Origin of the sequence: Pseudomonas sp. NFACC24-1, from assembly GCF_900115235.1 — a bacterium.
In the GTDB taxonomy this organism is placed as follows: domain Bacteria; phylum Pseudomonadota; class Gammaproteobacteria; order Pseudomonadales; family Pseudomonadaceae; genus Aquipseudomonas; species Aquipseudomonas fluorescens_AA.
In genome coordinates this window covers 41643-58276 of record NZ_FOVS01000036.1, presented here as the reverse complement: position 1 = coordinate 58276, position 16634 = coordinate 41643, and the positions used below count along the sequence as shown (strand labels likewise).

Below are 16634 nucleotides of genomic sequence, written 5' to 3'. Positions count from 1 at the left end.
ACCAGCTTGATGCTCTCGATTTCACTCTCCGACAACTCTCCATCGCCAGCAGGCTGAACCCGCACCATCACCTTGGCCTGTTGCAAGCCATTGGCATACACCGTTGGAGGATAGGTGCTGACTTCGAAATCGAAGGTATCCAGGGCGTGCCATTGCGACTGTCGGGCATGCTCGGACAAGTGAATGATGCTGTAGCCAAAGTGATCGAAAAACTCTTCGGAAACACTGATTTTCACCACGCTGTAAGGCAGCGTAATCGTCGAGGGCGCGGTGAATAACCCGGTTTGCCCATTGATACTGCCCTCCCCGGCCACGACTTCCCATGTGAACTGCTCGGGGCGCTGAGAACCTGGCAGTCTCAACAGGGCGGTACCGTTGGGCCGTAAGCCAGGATGCAGGGCCGGTGACAGATTCAACGCGAAGTTGCCCTGACGCAGAAGCACCGTAGCCACGGCTTTCTCCCCGGTGCTGGTGTCCTCGACATCGATCAACACCGCCTCCAATGTGCCATCCTGCAGATCCGAAGACGGCGGCGTATAGATCGCCTCGGCGCCATTGACCTGCAGCGAACCGACATTGCTGCGCGGTGTCCAGCGGAATGGTCCGGCGCCCAATGAAGTTGCTTTGAGCCGCACGTCGCGGCGATCACTCATAGGGATCAGCGACATCGAAGGCGTTACTACGACACTGGTCAGCACGACCACTACCAAGGCCGAGGCCGTGACGTCCTTACCAGTGTCCGGATCGGTGTAGCTGGCGGTGACTACGTTGCGTATGGCGCTGCCATCGAGCAGGTGAACATCGGGGGCCACATATTCACCGTTATCGATGGTCCCCAGCGCACGACTGCCGTCGACACTGCGCACGCTCCAGATGACATTCGAAGTCCGATGACTCAGTTGCCGAATCGTGAACGTCTGCGAATCGCCCGCCTTCACTACCGGCAACAAGGGATCAAGGGTGAACGTGGTTTCTTTTGGATCGATTTGCCCAACCATCAGCAGGTCGCCCGGCAATCGGGCCTCGGTCAGTTGCAGGGCATTGCGCTCGGGAAATAGCAAGTTACTGATGGCTAAGACATTGAGACCGGGCAAGTCCAAAGTGTGGAACGCTTTCATAATCTCCAGAAATGGAGGTGTTAACGCTGCTTCCAACTTTTCAGGTAATTCAAGGTAGGGAGGAAAGTTACTCAGTTTACCCTCTGGATCCCAATCCCCATGAAACTCGATGACCGAGTCGGATGATTGCTCGAACCTCACATAATTTAAATCCGACAATACCGGTACAAATTCAAGTTGCACACGAGCTGTGGCTATAGCGTCCCAATAAATATTGACGGTTGGATGCAACCACAGCCATTTACGCAAATGGAATGGCAACAATCGCCCGCCCTGGAGAGACAACTCAAGGAACGAAGATTCATTCGAAGTTATCTGAAGTGAATTTTCTGGATTGGGATCAGCCAGGCCAAAAAAAATAGGGCCACGATTACTTAAGCTAACCTCTGAGCCAATCTTCTTGGCCCACACGAACCTAAACCCCGGAATATTGTACCCCCCTGCAACCGCAGTTAATGTGCGAGCCACATGGTTTGACTCTGACGACCTTAGCCTTAAGTTCGCGTCTATATGCTTTTCAACAGCATCCTGCACATACCAGTCAAACACCACCCGGCTGGCCAACACCAACGAGCCCGAGTACATCGCCTTACCCGTCGTCGGATGCCGATCATTGGGAATCAAATAATCCACTGCAAGTTCATTAGGGTCGCCACCTTCATTCGGATTGCCCTTGGTCCTGACAAATAACACCACGGCCCCTTCACCGTAATCGTCGGAATTCCGATTCTTGCCCTCGTCCGTAGCCATGGTGCGGATCAGGAAGGAACGCGGCGCCAGAAGATCGACATCGCGTAAATCAAGCATCCCCAGCTCATATATTCTGTCTTCAGGTTTCTGTTCGAGAAACAGCTCTTTGAAAAAATTCCCCAGGGTTTCCTGGGCGCGGTCCTCTGTAACCAGATTGCAACGGCAGTTATAACCAGTACCAATATCAACAATAACCCTGCCCTGTTCGTTGACCGTACCGCGGCTGGCGGCCAGGTCGATATCCATGGTCAAGGTATAACCCTGATTAACAGTGACTACATAGCTGTAAAGAATCGCACCGGGAACTTGGCCTGTGCCCTTGCGTATATAGGAGACAGTGCCTGCGACGATATCCATGGTGGCAGTGGCCCGGGAATCACGCAGCGAGGCTTTTTCAAAGCTCAAGCGCGGATGGCTAAGGATCAACCCACTCATCTCCAGGTATTCGCTGCTATCCGGCGTCATGGGCGGTGCGCCAAAGATACGCTTGAGGAAGCTTTCGCGATTAAAGCGGGTAATATATTGCTGCTCCAGCAAACTGTTGACCTTGGCTCGATTCATGAATACCAGGGCATCCCAACCGAGTGTGACCGACTTGCCTCTCATTTTGTCAGTGAGTGCACTTAACGAATAAGTAGTCATGGCTTTTGCCTTCAGCGATATAAATCGACTGTGTATAAAACAGGGCAACAAGTACCGATCAGTGCGGCACTTATATGGATGTCATTCAGATTCCCAATCGGACTTGAGCGTATTCCCCACGCTGCCAATCAGTTCCACGTATCGATCAAGCGGTAGGGGAACGGCAGCGAGGGCATGAGTGTCCTGGAGCATTCCCGGAACCATCCCCGTGACCACCACAAGGCTGCCGGGTGGAACGAATGCCGGTTGCTGATACATCGCGGTCTGATCGTCAAAGGTTCCCGCTCCGGCGAGCAGTTTCCAGGTCACCCTGGACGGATCGACCGGATTACCGTCCCTGTCCCGGAGTTCGAATTGCACGGTACCGGTGGAGGGATCGCTTGCCTCGGAAATCCACATGGGCGTGGTGACGCCGAGCTTGGTGATCAGATAATGGATGTAGGCGGATGTCGTCACCCCGTTGACAGTTTGCTTGATCTCGAACCTGTCCACGTAAAACGCAACGTTCGGATCGCTGCTACCCGGCCCTGCGGTGTATCTCCGCTCGTTGGGCTTATCATCCACCGGTTCCAGACTTGACCCCCATTGAGGGGTGAGATTGATCCACTCAAGGGTTCCGCCATTCACTGATTGGGCAGTAAACGTAGTCTTATCACCCGGGTCGCCAGCGTCGTATATCGGATTGGCGACAATCGCGCTGGCAAGAATCGTGACCAGTGAAGAGCTTTTGAACGCCGTCCCATTCAGGGTTCCTTCGGCCGTCACCACTACAGCAAGGAAGCCGTCAGGTAACTGGTTTGCTTGCGGAGCGGTGAAGTAACCACTTGGACTGATCAATTGCGACATGTCGACCTGCCCATCAATGTCGCGCACCGCCCAGGTGACATTGTCCGGCGTTGGGCTCAAGGCGAACTGAAACCCGTAGGTCGCCTCGATCGTTGAATTTGCCGGCGAAAGGACCACTGTAGTACGCAGCGGATCTATATCGCCAAACACCGCGAGGTCACCGGGATTAAAGGCTTCGGTCAAGTGCAGGGCGTTATGACCGGGAAACAGGAGGTTCCTGAGCAGGAAAGTGTCAATGGACGGAATTTCAACCTTTTTAACCACATCAGAAATGGTGGACGTGACTCTATCCCTGATATGACGCTTTGTATCTTCCTCACCTTCCATGTTCCAGAAATAGCCAGGAGTTCCCCCAAACGTGGTATCCGCCTCCGCATGTAAAACTTGTGGATTGCCTAGCTCCACATAATTCGTTTCGGCATCCAATACAACTTCAAGTTTCAGCCCGACATGATAATTACAACTATAATCAAAATCATGACTTGGGTTATCCGCAGGCACCTTGCAGCGTCCTGCCACGATACCTTTCCAGTCGATTGCGAAGCCGCCTGGGGTGGCATAATTCGTTGTTAAACCCGTTAATATGCCGTCGACTTTCCTAAAGACGTAAGCAAACGGGTCCAACCTACTATTAGCCCAAGCGTAGCCTTGACTGGGTGCATACCAATATTGGTACATCGCCGTCGCAAAACCTATATCTGCCCCACCAGCCGTAGCTTCCAACGTAGAAGCCATATCCCGACCTGAATCCGCCACTCTCAGCTGCAACCCCTTCCCGATGGAAGCCTCGAGTGCTGGCTTCAGTATCTTGTCCGCAAGAACGCGGCTCGACAGCAACATCGCTCCAGTAAACCGCTTACCTCCCTCGTCAGCCGGAATCATATAGGGGTCTTCGGAAGTATAATATTCGGGGCCGTCCTGCCCTCCCCTGAGGGTAATGAATAGCATCACTGCCCCATCGCCATACTGCGCGTCACCAAACAAAGCATTCGGATCGGATTTCATGGTCCGGATTTCGAAGTTCTGCGGAGTCAGAATCCCGTTCTCGATACCTTCAAGGCGCCCTATGGAAAACCATGTCAATTTAGGACCCAACGCTTTGATGTATTCTTCAAAACGCTCACCCACGGCGGCCATCGCAAGACTACCAACCACAAAATTCGCTTTAAAATTGTCAGCGTCGCGTAAATCGATCAGTACGTCACCCAGGCCGGAAACCCTTACCTTGGTCACCGGTTGATCCATCCATAACTGCGGGCCGCCTACCGGCATCACCTTCAGCATCCTGGAAACAAAAAGCCGCCCTCCCGAGTATTTTTTCGTACTGACAATCATGCCGCCGATCATGTCCATGGTCAGGCGCGTCTTGGCTGGCGAGTCCGAACTGGAGTTTTCGAAAGACAAACGCGGCGCGCCTAATTTCAGCCCGTAGATGTGCTCTACATAAGTACCATCTCCCCAAGGGGCGTCCATGGTGATTGGCTCAATATAACCATCTTCACTGTTGAATCTTTCGACATACAGTTGAAAAAGCAGCTCATTGGTCTTGCGTTGATCATAGAGCGTCACTGCGTCCCAGCCTTTGGTAAAGGACTTGCCTTGCATCTGATTGATCAATTGCGTTAACGTCAATTTACTCATGACTCGTCACTCCGGTCCGTCGTCAGCAATATTTTTAAGCCATTTACATGACCAACCGCTTACTTATCCTCTTTGCCGCTTGACATAGCCTCATCCGATTCGTTGGACAAATAGCCCGGCGGATAAAAATATACGTAATGCGTTCGCTCGGATAAATTTCCGGCAGCATCGACTGCACGCAGATGAAAGCGGTTATACCCTTGAACATTGGAGGTATATTCGGTACCGGTAATATCGGCGATCGGTACCCACCATCGGTAAAGCCTGTACTTGACCGCATTACTCGATGCATTCCACTGAAACTGGATTGGATAGTAATTATTGTGTTCCAAGCGAAAGTTTCCGGGAATCGGAAGAGAGGAATCTACAGGCGGGACCGTCTCATTCAGGATTTCAAGCAATTCCACATATTTGCTCAGCGGCAATGGGATCGCGGCAACAGCGAGCATGTCCTGGAACTCGTCGGGGACCATACCCGACACGACGATAAAGCTGCCCGGCGCGACGGAGGCCGGTTCACGATAAAACCCTGTACTTTCATCGAAAGTGCCCGGCCCACCGAGCAATTTCCAGGTCACCCAGGAGGGGTCGACCGGGCCAGGCGTGCCGCGCAGTTCAAACTGCACCGTGCCATTGTCAGGGTCGCTCGCCTCGGAAATTCGCAATGGCGTGGTGACCGCCTGGTTTTGAATCAGGATATGGATATAGCCCACCTGGCCGTTGGACGTTTGCCTGACTTCGATCTTGTCCAGGGAAAACGGTGTATAGCGGTCCGAACTGCCGCCAGCCGTATAGGTTCTTTTGGTCGGTTCACCCGATACCGGGGTCAAGCTTGAGCCCCATTGCGGCGTCAGGATATTCCATTCCAGGGCGCCACCTTCCAGGGACTCGGCAGTCAATTGTTTCGTTTCTCCCGGATCACAGCTGTCGTAAAGAGGGTTGGTCAAGACCATGCTGCCCAACACCGAAACCAACGCCGAGCTTTGCACCGGTGCTCCGTCCAACATGCCCCGCGCGGTCACCACAATGGCGAGAAAGCCCTCGGGCATTTGGCTTTGGGATGGCGCGGTAAAGTATCCGCTCGCACTGATGACCTCCGGCAGCGACACCCGGCCATCGATATCCCGCGCCGACCAGGTCACATTGCTCGGCATCGGGGTCAGGTCGAATTGAAACCCGCTGCCAGCTTCAACGGTCGAGTTGAGCGGAGAAAGTTTCGCACTGGTGCGTAGCGGGTCGATTTCACCAAACAGGGCAAGGTCGCCGGGAACATAAGCCTTGGTCAAATGGAGCGCGTTGTGCCCCGGAAACAAAAGGTTTCTCAGCGTAAAGGTGTCGATTGACGGTATTTGGATTTTATCGACCACACCGACAATAACCGAGCGGACTCTTTCGTCGATATGCCTTCTGGTCTCGGACTCACCGTCCTGATTCCAATAGTGGCCGGCACTCCCGTTGAACGTGGTCTGGATACGTAGTACCTCAGCGACTGGATTGCCCAACTCCACGTGACTGCTTACCGGATCTATACCGGCTTCAAGCGCTATCTCCAGCGTATGACTGCACTGATAGCCAAAGTTATACGTTGGGTTTCTGGCAGGTACCTTACATTGCCCTGAAACGGAACCGAGCCACTGAATATAAACGTTCCCCTTTGCACCATAAAAAACATTCAAGCCACTGGGAACGGCGGGCAACCATTTGAACTGATAAGCAAACGGCTCCAGCTTGCTGTTGATAAAACCAATGTTTTGATTTGACGCACTCCAATAGGGATACGTCGCCGTATCAAAACCAATGTTACTTCCACCAGAGATCGCCTGCGGCATTGAAGCAGAATCCTGGCCTTGACTGACAACCGCCAATACCAAGTCTTTCCCGATGGAATTTTCCAGAGCAGGTTTTAAAATTGACTCAGCAAAGACCTTGCTCGACAAAATCAGAGTGCCGGTATATTTTGCGGCACCGCCGTCCGCCGGTATCAAATAAGGCGCCTGCGCGTCAGGAAAACGGCTGCTATCGCGTCCCCCCTTCAAAGTAATAAACAGCATCACCGCGCCCTCGCCGTATCGCTCGTCGCCCATCACGGCCGTGGGAGTGGACTTGGTCAACCTCACTTCAAAGTTTTGCGGGGTCAATACGCCATTCAGTTGGCCATCCAGACGACCGAGGGGAAACACCTTCATCTCGGCGGGAATATTCTCCTCAAAATAATACTGGAAACGACTGCCGACCTCTTCCATCGAAAGCTTGCCAAGCACAAAGTTTGCGTTGAAGTTATCGGCTTTCGCCAAGTCGATCAGCACATCCCCAAGCCCATTGACCACAGCCTTGGTCACGGGTTGGTCCATCCACAGTTGCGGACCACCGACGGGTAATATCTTGAGTAACTTCGATATGTAAAAAGGCCCGCCAGGAGGCTTCTTGGCGCTGACGATCATGCCACCGATCATGTCCATGGTCAGCCGCGCCTTGGCCGCCAATTTGGGATCGGCATTTTCAAACGACAGGCGAGGTGCGCTCAGCTTAAGGTCATGTATATATTCCTTGTAGGCATCCTCGCCCCAAGGGGCGACCATTGACATGGGCTCGATATAGCCATTTTCGCTATTGACCCGCTCGATATACAGCTGCATCAACAACTCATTGGTCTTGCGTTGATCGTAAAGCACCAACGCATCCCACCCGCAGGTCAAGGTCCTGCCATGCATTTTGGCGATCAGACTCGTCAACGACATTTTGCTCATGATTCAATCGTCCCTGTGCCCATGAAGAGCACGGATGGGTAATCAATCCAATAACTTCAACTGCAGCGGATTCTTGAACACCACAGTCGAGTGCCCGCCATCGAAACTGACGCTCGCACGCAGAGTGAACAGTGAATTAACCGGGATTCCCGCCAGGTGCGTGGTCGTCAGGCGCGCCGTGACCCCCGAAGTCGTCTCGGCGGGCAGGACCTGGCGCACGGCAATGATGTCGCGCTCGGCAATGGCGCTGGAGGTCAACCACAGGCGCACGCTTTGGGCCGTTGAAATGAACGACCAGAGCCCCAGGCTCAACAACGCACCGCCGGGGGGAATAGCGGACAATCTCAGGGTCGCCGGCGAGCCGACCTGGGCGCCTTCGCAGGTAATCGCCGGATGACTGGTCAGCTCACGCACGAACAACTGCAACGGGGGCTGGGCCTCCTGGCCGGAGACGCTATACGTCACTTCCACCGTCTTGCCGAAGTTTGGCGGTAAGGCCGTCGAAGGCACCATGAATTTCAATGGATTGGTCTGGGCAGGATCCACCGCGTCATACGAGCCCTCGGCCCCGAAGCCTTTCCAATGGGCGATGACCGAGTCATCGTCACCGATGGTCGCGCTCGGCGGGATGCTGATGAAGGCACCATTGATGGCGGTGATCGGGTTCAACTCGTCACGGCCCTCGGTGACCACGCTGTTGTCGACCGTGGGTGTCGGCAATACCAGCGGTTCGCGAATCGTCAGTTCCAGGGTTTCGCCGGATCCGGCGGCATCGTCACGGGCATACTGGTAGCGCAGGCTGACGGCGCCGCCCTGATTGTCGAGCAGCCACTGAAGCGGCATCGGCACCTCGATCCGGCCGCTGTCGATCATCGCCTGGTCGATGCGCAAATACTGGACCGTGTTTTTGTTCTGCCCACTGCCCAACCCGGTGCGTGTGCCGTAGACCAGCAAATCGTCACCCGCGAGGATCCCCGGGTAAGGCGCCACCACCACCCGGATCCCTTCGGGGAACTGGATGGGATTGATCACGCTGCCGGTCAGGTCCTTGACAGTCGCCGCTGGCAGTTCGGGTGTGCTGGGTGGCGTGACCAGGATCGTGCGTTCCACCGATTCGTCATCGGGCTGCGAGGGGGACGCGTAATCGACCTGATAGCGCAGGGCGATAGTGCCGCCGCGCACCGCCGCGGCATTAGATTTCAACACGGTCCAGGTCAGCACCGAGCCGGGGTTGTTGCTCGGGTCGGTATCACTATCGCTCAAGGTCTTGGCTGGCAGATTGACCGGAGGGCCAGCGATCCCATCGGCACGGGTCCCCACCCAGAACAAGCGGACCACATCACCGTTGGCCATGCCGGGATAGGGCACGACCGCGAGGGTCATGCTGCCATCGATCTTGTCGGCATCCAGGTGCTGGTCGTGGGATTCCTTGATTTGCGGCGCGGGTAGCAGGCCATCCTGACGAGGTTTGGTCGGCCTTTTTTTTCCGTCTTTGATATGGCTTGTAGTCATATTGCCACCCTTCAAATCAATGCCGATAGCCGGACAATTGCCCGTGCTAATACCTGAGTTTTTTTATTTATACGCTTGGCCAATCTGGCTGGGTACTAGCAGAACTACTAGGTTCCAAAGGTTCTTGTGAGTGCTAGATTCGACCAGAAGGTAACTGTGCAGCCGCCCCTTCTAAACAGCCTCGGTCAATTTAAAGAGAGGTATCCGACCATGAACTCGCTTAAATCGATGTTGAGAACTTGTGCCTGGATGACGCTTATCAGTGTCAGTGCTCTCGGCACTATTTCGTGCGTGGCACCCGACCGGGGTAATACCACAAAAAATGCTTTCGGGAGCATTCACTTTAATAATGACAAAGGCGAAGAAAAGTGCATTCTGGCAATCCCTGAAACAACCCTGACAGCGGATTTCAGCCGACCGAATCAATACTGTGAAAATAATATGGTTTCAACTTTCTGGCTGGAAAATGTGCCCTCGGCAACATTGATTCAGTTCTTTGAAAATGAGTCCTGCTCTAATGGAAAAGTCCCGAGTAATTTTTTCTTCCTGTTGAAGACCGTCAAGCAACCCACTGACTGGACTCCTCACAGCGCCGTGACACAGTCCATCGACTCATTGCGAACCCTGCGCCCGGGAGAGCTGATCGGCGGGAAGAATTTGCGCGTTGAAGCCGACGGCGTTTTTGTAGGTTCTGATCTAGCCAGTAAGAACCTCAACGAGCGCCTCAGTTGCGTCTACATCGAACGCTCACAACCCGCTAACTAATCCAAACACTTTCAACAGGCAGCCCCATCACCGCGCACACCGAGGACCACCCCCATGACCACCGCCACCTCCGTGCCCTCCAACGCCTTCAACTTCATGAACTTCATCCTCAGCCAGGTCGACCCTCGCACCGGACAATACACTTGCGCCATCTCCCTGCCCGAACTCAAGGCCAATAACCTCTGTGGCCCAGTCGTACCGCTGCAACTGAATTTCAATGCGCTCAACACCAGCGACAGTGGCTTTGGCAAAGGTTGGGACCTGCAACTGTCCCAGTACAACCCGCACAGCCGGATACTTTCCCTGTATTCCGGAGAAACCTTCAAGGTCGATCCCGGGCCCGATGGCATGGAGATCCCGGAAAAGAAACTCGATACCTTTCACTTCCACGACCTGGGGGATCAACGCTACAAGGTCGTGCATAAATCCGGGTTGGTGGAAATCCTCCAGGTGGGCCAGGGCCAGGTCGCGATGCCGGTGGAAATGCTCTCGCCCCAGGGTCATAGCGTGACCCTGGAATACACAGCCTTCGGTACCCAGCCACTGCTGAACAAAATCCGCAATGCCGACCGTACCGAGCTGCTCAGGCTGGAACGCAGCGCCAACATCCTGGAGGTGAAGCTGTATCCCGACACCGCGTTGGAAGCCCTGTTCGTGCTGAATATCCTCGGCGGCGAAACCAAAAGCGTGGTGCTGCCCACCGACGATCTGGCGTCCTGGCGTTTCGAATACATTTCCCTGAGCGGCCTGACCCTGCTCAAGGAGGTCCGTACCCCCGCTGGCGGCCATGAAACCGTCAGCTATTCAGGCACACCGCATTCCTTCCCAGGCGTGCTCGACCGTACGCTGCCACGGGTCCACTGGCACAAGATCGATCCGGGATTCGGGCAACCGATCATCGAAACGCATTACGAGTACGATCGCACCGGCAACAACTTTCTCGGTTATGGCAGTGGTGTCACCTGGACCAATAATGGCCTGGATAACCTGTATCGCGATGGCGTGGTCCGGGGCTATCGCTATGAAACCAGCGAGATTCTCTGGGACGCCCTGGCCCAGAAACCGATACGAACCACCCGCCGGGTGTTCAACCGGTTTCATCTGCAGGTGCTTGAAGAGACTTCGCAAAAAGCCAGCGCACCGGGCAAGGACGATTCCCTGCTGGTGACCGAGACCGAGTATTACGGCGACCCGCTGGATGACTTCAAGGACCAACCGACCTACTTCCAGTTGCCCAAGCGCCTGACCCAGACCTGGCGCAATGCCGCCGCCACCGTGCCCCGGCACAGTGAAGTGACGACCAGCACCTACGATGATTTCGGCAACCTGCTGGTGCAGGTCAATGCCAATGGCGTGACCGAAACCAACGCCTGGTACAGCGCCTTGGGCGAGGCTGACTGCCCGGCCGATCCGCACGGGTTCGTGCGCAATATCAAGAGCAAGACCGTCACGCCGGCAGCTTCCGAATACGGTGATGCGCCTGTTTTGCAAACCTGCTATCGCTACGTTGAATACCCCGGGCTCGCCGGCAGCGACCGTTGGCTGGCCTTGAGCGACGAGACCCTGTTCCAGGTGGTGGACGACCAACCACAGACCGAGTTGCGCCGTATCGCCCATGAGTATCTGGTCAACCCCGATGATCCCCGCCAGCACGGGTTGATCAGCCAAATGCGGCAAACGCTGCACGGCCAGGACGATACCCTGACCACCACCGAATACGCCTACAGCATGACCCGTAGCGCCCGTACCGGGGCCATGGTCATGCGCACCGAAACCACCTTGGTCGGCTATGACGACCAACCCCGTGCGCCGATCCGCAAAACGATCATCGAAGAACACTCGCTGCTCAATGGCGCCAGACTGCTCAGCACCGATGATGTCGGCACCGAGATCGTCTACCAATACGATCGCCTGGGCCGGGTGATCGAGGAGAGCGTGGCGCCGGAAACCGCCTACCACGCCAAGCGCACCTACAGCTACACGTTGACCCATGCACCGGAGCAACAGGCGCAGCAGTGGGCCAAGGATGCCAAGGGCGTCGAAACCATTACCTGGCTGGATGGCTTGAACCGCGTATTGAAAGTGCAGCGTCAGGATGCCGATGCCATGGGCGGCGAACCCGATGCCTTGCGAGATACCTACCGGGCGACCTACAACGCCCTCGGACAACTGGCCAGCGAGACCGACATCGATTGGGAAGGCAGCAAGAATGTTGCCCTGACCAGCCGCTACGAGTACGACGCCTGGGGCGAGCAATACAAGGTCATCGGCAGCGATGGCGTGGCGCATGTCACTGAAAACGACCCGCCCTCGCAAACCCTGCGCAGTTGGAGCGAGAGCGTTGCCACCCCGGTGAAAATAACGGGCAAGACCCGCTCGACGCTCAATCGCTTTGGCAAGGAAGACAAAGTCGAGGCGCTGGACACAGCGGGCAAGACGGTCAGCGAAATGCAGTTTTTCTATGACGGGTTGGGCAATTGTGTCGAGCAGATCGACCCGATGGGCGAATCCACCCGTTTCACCTACGACCTGTACGGCCGGGTGCAGGCCACCACATTGCCCGACTACAGTGAAATCCATCGCACGTACGCCCGTCACAGCGCCGATGAGTTACCCATCAAGCTTGAGGTGGTCGCCAATGAGACGAGCACCTGCGTCGGCTCGCAGACCTTCGACGGGCTGGATCGCCAGACCACACTGAAAGTCGGCCCGCGCCTGCAACAGTTCCAGTACAAAGGCGGACAACTCCAGGTGGATACCCGGATCACCGCCAGCAACCAATCCATCAGCTACGAGTACCAGTTGGGACTGACCGGCGCACCGGTCGCCAGCATCGCCCCGGACGAGCAGTCGAGCTTTAACTACGACCAGCAGAGTGCGCAACTCACGCTTTCGGAAAACACTCAGGGCCAGCACAGCTTCGACTACAGCTCCACCGGCCAGCTGCGACGCGAGAGCTGGACCGAGAAGCGCTCGGGCAAACAATGGCAAAGCCACTACACCCATACGTTGAACGGCCGCCCCCTGACCCGCACCAACGACAATGGCCTGCTTTGCACCTATGACTATGACGAAAAGGCCCGGCTCAAGAGCGTGACCCAGGGCCAGATCCACGCGGCTTTCGAATACGACAGCCTCGGCCAGATCAGCCTGATCACCACGCAGAACACCCATACCCGGCAGTCACTGGAAACCCGGCTGAGCTTCGACGACCAGGGCCGCGAGATACTCCGCCAGATAAACCTGAGCAGTGGTCACCCGCAGCAGACGATCACCCAGGTCTACCGGGCCGACAGCAAGCTGCACAGCCGTCATCGGCAACAGGGCGATGAAACCGAACTGCTCGAAACCTTCGGCTACGACCCGCGCGGACGGCTGGTGCAGTACAACTGCGAAGGCAGCCAACTGCCCCAAGACCGCTACGGCAACGGGATTTGTGAACAGCTGTTCGCCTTCGATGCGCTGGACAATATCACCGAGGTTTACACGCTGTTCGCCGACGGCAGCCGCGACGAAACCGTGCGCACTTTTGCCGATGACGATCACTGCCAATTGGTCAGGATTACCCACAAGCACCCCGACTATCCGGACAGCATCGAGCTCGACTACGACGAGGATGGCAACCTGTTGCACGACGAAAACGGCCAGCGCCTGACGTATGACAGCCAGGGTCGTTTGTTGCGCGTCACCGACAGCGACGGCAAGACCGTCAGCCAATACCGCTACGACGCCCACGACCATTTGTTCGGCGTCACCCGCGAGGCGGACGAGGAAACCTTACGCTTCTACGATGACGACAGCCTGACCCGGACCGAACAAGGCGACAGGAAGATCCATTATCTGGGAATCGACGGCCAACCCTTGGGCCAGCAGCAACAGGACGATCCCGAGCGAACCCTGCTGCTGCTGACCGATGCGAAAAACAGCGTGCTGGGCGAGAGCAGCCAGGATGAGTTGCGCAAGGCCGTATATGGCGCCTATGGTGAGCGCCGTCCGCAGGATGACCTGCAATGCCTGCTGGGCTTCAACGGCGAAGTCCGCGATGAAACCAGTGGCTGGTATCTGCTGGGCCGCGGCTACCGCGCCTACAACCCGACGCTGATGTGCTTCCACAGCCCGGACTCGCTGAGCCCGTTCGATGCCGGAGGGATCAACCCCTACATGTACACGGCGGGCGACCCGATCAACTTCGTCGACCCCACCGGGCATGCCAATCGCGGCGTGAACTGGCTGGGCGCGCTGGGCGCGGCGCTGTCGGCGATTGGTATTGCGTTGTCGATAGCGGCGGTGGTCATTGCGCCTCCGGTTGGGGCGCTGGCGATAGGTGTTACGAGTACCTTCACCTTGTTGGGGATTGGTACGGGTGTTTATGGCATGTATGAAGGCATCATGGCTACCCACGCTACAAGATTGCGAGATCGTGAAAGAAAGCAGACAAGTGCGCTGATTTCTGGTGGTTTGGACACGTTATTTGGTGTTTGGGGTCTGTCGCAAGCCATGAAGGCGGCTACTAAGACTGCCGCTGCTGCGGCTGCCCAGCAGAGCTGGCACTCACATCTCAAAGAACGCTTAGTCACCATGAACGAATTTGCCGGGGCAACGGTCAACATCAAGGCCAGGCCGGTAGCCGCTAGCGCGGCTGATGATGGAGCGATAGCGACGGTGCAAAGCGTAAATTCTGCACAACGTAGCACTACTACCGAGGCAGCCGATAGATTGAACAGAGAACTCGTTCCGAATCGCTTCAGCCCCGTTCGTCGGCCGCCAGCCACCGCCCCTACGAATATCACTAAGCAGGGGCCTGTCCCTCCTCCTAAGCCACGTAACAATAACCCCCCCCCCCCCTCGGCGGCCTCAACGGTAGATGGTGGTGATATTAGTGGCAGCGGCCAGATCGTAGCTCCTGGGGTAGCTCATGGTCCCGGCATAGCCGGAAGGGGAATTTTTGGTGAAGTAGGAGGTGCATCTAATCTTGCTTACAAGAATGCCGGCCAGCCAGCCCAGGGAGTTGGAACACTCACAAGGAACCTTGAAAAGTTAAAGATGGTCATAAGAAGAGCTCAAAGTTAACTAGCGCACTCTGTCATCTCAAAAAATCACCCGCGAAGTCATCTTCCGGGTGATTTTCTGTAATGCACTACGCCACCACCTTCAACGCCAAACTCCTGAACTCAATATAACTCTCCCCCCCATCAAAACTCACCCCCGCATAAAGCGTAAACATGGAATCAAGCGCCAGCCTATCCACATAATCCTTCGCGATCTTCATGCTGAATGTCCCATCGAAACCATGCGGGACCCCGCGTTGGAAATCGGTGCGCACGCCCTCCGCGATGGCCCACACGTTCATCCGCTGGCCCCGGGCCTGGTAGATCCACCTGGCAATTTCCAGGTCCGCACCCTCTGGCGGAACGCGCGACTTGGAAAGGGTCGCCGGCGATCCCACCTGCGCCTGGCGGCAATGCACCTGCCCCAGCGCCCCGACGGCGAACGGGTTGATGCGCAGAGTATAAATCGCCGAATGCTGGGGGGACGTGCCGGGCCAGTAATAGGTTTCGACCTTGCGCAAGTCGGAGCTGTCCACCGGAATGTTCGCCGCGACGACGGCTGCCGGGATGGCAAATTCCAACCCGCCGGCGGTGATGGGGCGCACGCCCGTGATGGAGCCGACACCGTCCTCGCCGCCCAGGCCGACGAAGTCCACAATGACGTCTTCGTGGGGATCGACCTCCGAGGCTTCCACCACCACGGTCACCCCTGAGCCACCGTTGAATGGATTCAACGTGCCCGTGCCCGACGGGGTACTGCTCGCCTCCTTCACGGTGGGAAAACGCCGTGGCGTAGGCGGCCGGATGTTCACATTCAGGCGCATCTCGCGAGAGGTGGAGACATTACCGGCGCGGTCGCTGATCTGGTAATACGCAAAACGCTCGCCATTGTTACTGTTACGAATGAACGTGCCCGGGAACTCCAGCGGCAGCGGCTGGCCACTTTCGCCACGAAACAACGTGCGTGAATCGACTTTATCCGCCGGGTTCACCGGAAACGCAACTTGGCTCCAGTACCAGGTGATGACATCGCCTGGGGCGCCACCCGCATACGGCGGCACATCCCCCATCAACTTGTCATCGTTGTTGTCCAGGTACTGGTTGGTCACCTCGGTGGTGTCGAAGACCAGCCTGGGATCGCTGCCGAGGTTGGGGGGGATTTCATCGATGGTGACCGTCAGATGTTCAGAGGGGTCATAATTGCCGAGGAAAAGCGTCACGTCGTACCACAGGTCATGGATACCATGAACAACATGCAGAGCCCCAAGATCGAAAAACAGATCGGCAGGCGGTGGGCTGTTTCCGCTCCCCCAGTCAGTCGATGTCCATTCCTTTTCATAAACGGGACGGGGCAGGTTATCCCAGTAAACCCGTAGATACGACTTCAGACCGGAGCTTTGCGGTGAATCGATCCAAGGTGGAATTTCAACCCGCAAGGGATTACCCACATACTCAACCGGCAACAATCCGGTTTCGTCCCAATCGGAACTATCGGGCAGCAGTACTGAAACAATCGGCTTACGCAGTAGGCGGCGTGGAGAGTTGTCATCAGCCATGGCGATACT

At 56.2% G+C, this 16634-nt stretch carries 7 protein-coding genes; 2 read left to right on the top strand and 5 right to left on the bottom strand.

The window, feature by feature from the left end; genetic code table 11:
* The 4 genes from BM317_RS25290 to BM317_RS25275 form a co-directional block, all read right to left on the bottom strand.
* The coding region (locus BM317_RS25290) for a hypothetical protein (RefSeq protein ID WP_092170111.1) at positions 1 to 2510 on the bottom strand (2510 nt) is incomplete at its 3' end.
* Positions 2511 to 2591: 81 nt separating this feature from the next.
* Entirely contained in the window at positions 2592 to 4997 is a 2406-nt protein-coding gene (locus tag BM317_RS25285; RefSeq protein WP_092476691.1) for a hypothetical protein, read from the bottom strand.
* 59 nt (positions 4998 to 5056) lie between these two features.
* Positions 5057 to 7744, bottom strand: a complete 2688-nt coding sequence (locus tag BM317_RS25280) for a fibronectin type III domain-containing protein (RefSeq protein ID WP_139197869.1) — start codon at positions 7742 to 7744, stop codon at positions 5057 to 5059.
* 42 nt (positions 7745 to 7786) lie between these two features.
* A complete protein-coding gene (locus BM317_RS25275; RefSeq protein ID WP_092476689.1) occupies positions 7787 to 9256 on the bottom strand; it encodes a hypothetical protein in 1470 nt (489 codons plus the stop codon).
* Positions 9257 to 9466: 210 nt separating this feature from the next.
* Between BM317_RS25275 and BM317_RS25270 the strand changes: the two genes are divergently transcribed.
* Complete coding sequence (locus BM317_RS25270; RefSeq protein WP_092170094.1) at positions 9467 to 10021, top strand: hypothetical protein; 555 nt, start codon at positions 9467 to 9469, stop codon at positions 10019 to 10021.
* A gap of 54 nt (positions 10022 to 10075) precedes the next feature.
* Positions 10076 to 15091 (top strand): RHS repeat domain-containing protein, encoded by a 5016-nt coding sequence (locus tag BM317_RS25265; RefSeq protein WP_092476687.1) that lies wholly within the window; start codon positions 10076 to 10078, stop codon positions 15089 to 15091.
* A 67-nt stretch (positions 15092 to 15158) separates the two neighbouring features.
* Here BM317_RS25265 and BM317_RS25260 read toward each other — a convergent pair whose 3' ends face one another.
* Positions 15159 to 16625, bottom strand: coding sequence for a hypothetical protein (locus tag BM317_RS25260; RefSeq protein ID WP_139236065.1), 1467 nt, complete (start codon positions 16623 to 16625; stop codon positions 15159 to 15161).
* Between the last annotated feature and the right edge of the window lie 9 nt (positions 16626 to 16634).

Coding starts and splice junctions, on each gene's coding strand:
- BM317_RS25285 (WP_092476691.1), bottom strand. CDS start 4,997: ATGAGTAAATTGACGTTAACGCAATTGATCAATCAGATGCAAGGCAAG.
- BM317_RS25280 (WP_139197869.1), bottom strand. CDS start 7,744: ATGAGCAAAATGTCGTTGACGAGTCTGATCGCCAAAATGCATGGCAGG.
- BM317_RS25275 (WP_092476689.1), bottom strand. CDS start 9,256: ATGACTACAAGCCATATCAAAGACGGAAAAAAAAGGCCGACCAAACCT.
- BM317_RS25270 (WP_092170094.1), top strand. CDS start 9,467: ATGAACTCGCTTAAATCGATGTTGAGAACTTGTGCCTGGATGACGCTT.
- BM317_RS25265 (WP_092476687.1), top strand. CDS start 10,076: ATGACCACCGCCACCTCCGTGCCCTCCAACGCCTTCAACTTCATGAAC.
- BM317_RS25260 (WP_139236065.1), bottom strand. CDS start 16,625: ATGGCTGATGACAACTCTCCACGCCGCCTACTGCGTAAGCCGATTGTT.